Source organism: Flavobacterium sp. (genome assembly GCF_044338735.1).
Lineage (GTDB): Bacteria > Bacteroidota > Bacteroidia > Flavobacteriales > Flavobacteriaceae > Flavobacterium.
Genome location: NZ_JBIIWV010000171.1, coordinates 1 through 4,184, shown reverse-complemented (window position 1 = coordinate 4,184; position 4,184 = coordinate 1). Strand labels below are relative to the sequence as shown.

General features: G+C 33.2%; 2 protein-coding genes. Both read left to right on the top strand.

The window, feature by feature from the left end:
• Window positions 1–399: 399 nt before the first annotated feature.
• Complete coding sequence (topA, locus tag ACIQZC_RS09465) at window positions 400–2,901, top strand: type I DNA topoisomerase (RefSeq protein ID WP_396138984.1); 2,502 nt, start codon at window positions 400–402, stop codon at window positions 2,899–2,901.
• A 3-nt stretch (window positions 2,902–2,904) separates the two neighbouring features.
• Window positions 2,905–4,053 (top strand): formimidoylglutamase, encoded by a 1,149-nt coding sequence (locus tag ACIQZC_RS09460; protein ID WP_396138983.1) that lies wholly within the window; start codon window positions 2,905–2,907, stop codon window positions 4,051–4,053.
• The last annotated feature ends 131 nt before the right edge of the window (window positions 4,054–4,184 follow it).

Here is a 4,184-nt window from a genome sequence, read left to right as displayed (position 1 = left end):
GCCACAATTTCGCTGTCCGAAAAATTCATTTGGCAACCATAACTCTCTATAAAAAGTTTTTTTGTATTTCCTTCTTTTTGGTCAAGCACTAAACTCTGACCTTGTTTTTTTTCATCAATTTCCTTTTCCATACTAAAAATCTACTTTGATTCATTCCCAAGTTTCGGATTGCAAAGATAATACTAAAATCTAAAATATGACAAGATGTCAGTAAAGGTTTAACAAGATTTTTTAATTATTTTTTAAGTTTGTCTTTAATTTTATTTTTTTATTGGTTTTTTTCTTCAATGTAATAGGTATAAATAAGTATCATATTGAACTAAATATTGGTAAAAATGCAATATAAAAGTCAAAATTTAAAAAAAATAGATACTTTTGCCGAACAAACAACAAAGTGAAATGGCAAAGAATTTAGTAATCGTTGAGTCACCAGCTAAGGCAAAAACCATCGAAAAATTTCTAGGAAGCGACTATCAAGTTGAGTCGAGTTATGGGCATATAGCCGACTTGCCTTCGAGAGAAATTGGGGTAGATGTAGCCAATGGGTTTAAACCAAAATATGAGGTTTCGGCAGATAAAAAAGCATTGGTAACCAAATTAAAAGGATTAGCTAAAAATGCCGAAATGGTTTGGTTGGCTTCTGATGAGGACCGTGAGGGAGAAGCGATTTCTTGGCACTTATCTGAAGAATTAAATTTAAAACCAGAAAAAACAAAACGCATCGTTTTTCACGAAATTACGAAAACAGCGATTCAAAAAGCAATCGAAAACCCAAGAGGAATTGATTATAACTTAGTAAATGCACAACAAGCACGAAGAGTTTTAGACCGTTTAGTAGGATATGAATTGTCGCCAGTACTTTGGAAAAAAGTAAAAGGAGGATTGTCTGCAGGTCGTGTACAATCGGTTTCTGTTCGGTTAATTGTAGAACGTGAACGAGAAATTCAAAATTTCAATCCAGAAGCTTCATATAGCATTACTGCAGAATTTACAAACGAAGCAGGAAAAACATTTAAAGCAAAATTGCCAAAAAACTTTGCTACCAAACAACAAGCTGAAGATTTCTTAACTAAAAATATTGGTTCAACCTATAAAGTAGGGGATTTAGAAACCAAACCCACAAAAAAATCACCAGCAGCGCCATTTACGACTTCAACACTGCAACAAGAAGCCGCTAGAAAATTGTATTTACCTGTTGGAATTACGATGCAAATTGCACAACGTTTGTACGAAGCCGGTCTTATAACCTACATGAGAACCGATAGTGTAAACTTATCACAAGAAGCAATGACAGCAGCTCAAGCTGAAATTACTAGTTATTACGGAAAGGAATTTTCGAAACCAAGAAATTTCAATACCAAATCAAAAGGAGCACAAGAAGCGCATGAAGCCATTCGTCCTACTGATATGAGTCGTCATACTGTAAATATTGATAGAGACCAGGCGCGTTTGTATGATTTAATTTGGAAAAGAACTTTGGCATCTCAAATGAGCGATGCCGAATTAGAAAGAACAAATGTAAAAATTGAAGCAAGTAATCATTCGGAGACGTTTACAGCAACTGGAGAAGTAATCAAATTTGAAGGTTTCTTAAAAGTGTATTTAGAAGGACATGATGATGATGAAGAGGAACAAGAAGGAATGTTGCCCGCTTTAAAAGTAAACGAAAAACTTACTAATAATTATATCACGGCTACCGAACGTTTTTCTCGTGCGCCTAGTCGTTATACGGAAGCTTCTTTGGTAAAAAAATTAGAAGAATTAGGAATTGGTCGTCCGTCAACGTATGCGCCAACTATTTCTACGATTATTGCTAGAACCTATGTGGAAAAAGGAAGTTTTGAAGGACAAGAACGAAAATACACCCAAATAGTTTTAAAAAATAGTGAAGTAAAAGCGCAAGTTTTAACTGAAAATGTAGGATCAGATAAAGGAAAGTTAGTTCCAACGGATATCGGAATTATCGTGAATGATTTCTTGGTGAAAAACTTCGGAACTATTTTAGATTATAATTTCACTGCAAAAGTGGAGCAAGATTTTGATGAAATTGCAGAAGGAAAAGTGGATTGGGCAAAAATGATGAATGATTTCTACAGCCATTTTCATCCGAACGTAGTTGATGTTGAAAAAAATGCCGATAGAGAAAGTGGTGAACGTATTTTAGGAATGCATCCTGTTTCAGGAAAACAAGTTTCGGTACGTTTAGGGAAATATGGTGCCATGGCTCAAATTGGTGATATTGATGAGGAAAATAAACAATTTGCCAGTTTACGACCAGATCAAAATATCGGAAACATAACCTTGGAAGAAGTATTAAATTTATTCTTACTTCCAAAACAATTAGGCAACTACAAAGGAGAAGAAATTGAAGTAAACAATGGTCGTTTTGGGCCTTATGTTAAATTTGGAACCCAATTTATTTCGTTACCAAAAGGAGTTGATCCAATGGATGTAACCATGGAAACCGCTCAAGGTTTAATTGATGAGAAAGCACAGGCAGATGCTCCAATTGGAACGTATGATAATTTACCAATTCAAAAAGGTGTTGGGCGTTTTGGTCCTTTCATTAGATGGAACGGCATGTTTATCAACGTGAATAAAAAATACAATTTCGATAATTTATCTCAGTCAGATTTGAATGAGTTAATCGAAGAAAAACAACAAAAAGACATTGATAAAGTACTTCACGACTGGAAAGAAGAAGGTATTAAAGTAGAAAAAGCACGATGGGGTCGTTCTGTGATAACAAAAGGAAAAATAAAAATTGAATTAAGCAAAGACGTTGATGCAAGTAAATTAACATTAGCGCAAGTTCAGGATTTAATTGAAAAGAAAACTCCTGCAAAAAAAGCATCCGCAAAAAAAGCAACTACTAAGAAAACAACCACAAAAAAGAAATAGCCAATGGTTTTCGATTTTTTGCAACCCGTTTCTTCAGCTGTAGAAGAATATATTTCAACCTTAAGTAATCAAACATTAGGGAAGAAAGTAGTACTTCATACTCAAACCGATTTTCCGGTATTGGAAAACATTGCTTTGGCCTTAATTACTGTGAATGAAAATAGAGGAGCCGCAAAAGAAAATGAAGCTTGTAATTTTGATAGTTTTAGAAAAGAATTTTATAGTTTATATCCAGGCAATTGGGCTGTCTCAATGGCTGATTTAGGTTCTATTGAGGCTGGAGAGCGTATTGAAGACACTTATTTTGTATTGAAAAAGCTGGTCGAAGAACTTGTAAAGAAAAGAATTATCCCAATAGTTATTGGAGGAAGTCAAGATTTGACTTATGCGATGTATCGAGCCTATGATAATTTAGATCAAATGGTGAATTTAGTAACCGTTGATAATCAATTTGATTTTGCAAAAGAAAATGCGTTGTTGTCCAATTCTTATTTATCTAAAATTATCATTGAAGAGCCCACAAATTTGTTTAATTATGCAAATTTAGGCTACCAAACTTACTATAACTCACAGGAAGAAATTGATTTGATTGAAAAGATGTATTTTGAAGCGTATCGATTAGGTGAAGTAGCTAATAATATTGCTGTGGCCGAACCTGTTTTTCGGGATGCTGATTTAGTAAGTATTGATGTTACGGCAATTCAATCGTCCTATTCTGGAAATTTTTCAGAATTCAATCCGAACGGTTTTAATGGAAAAGAAATATGTTCATTAACTCGATATGCCGGTATTAGTGATAAAGTTTCGACTTTTGGAATATTTAATTTTAATACCGTTTCGCAGGAAGAAATTTTAATTGCACAAATGGTTTGGTATTTTATTGAAGGATTTAGTTTCAGATCTAATGAGTATCCTTTTGGAAGCAAAGAAAAGTTTATTAAGTATATTGTCCCAATTGATGAAGAAGAATTGGTGTTTTACAAAAGCAATATTTCAGGTCGATGGTGGATTGAAATCCCATTTTTATCAAATGTTAATAATAAATTGAAAAGAATTACGTTATTACCTTGTACAAATGAAGATTATTTAGCAGCTTGCGAACAAGAAATACCTGAAAGATGGTGGAAGGCACAACGAAGAAATATAGTCTAAGTGATTATGTTTTAAGCTGTTTTATTAATAAAATAAGTATGAATTTATAAAAAACACATATTTTTTGCACGTTTTTTCAAAAAAAATTGTTTTTTTCAAAATTATTGAATAGGTTTACGCCCTTAAAAATG

What these genes read in the sequence shown, in the direction of transcription:
- ACIQZC_RS09460 (WP_396138983.1), top strand. Translation starts at nt 2,905, where the DNA reads ATGGTTTTCGATTTTTTGCAACCCGTTTCTTCAGCTGTAGAAGAATAT.
- topA (WP_396138984.1), top strand. Translation starts at nt 400, where the DNA reads ATGGCAAAGAATTTAGTAATCGTTGAGTCACCAGCTAAGGCAAAAACC.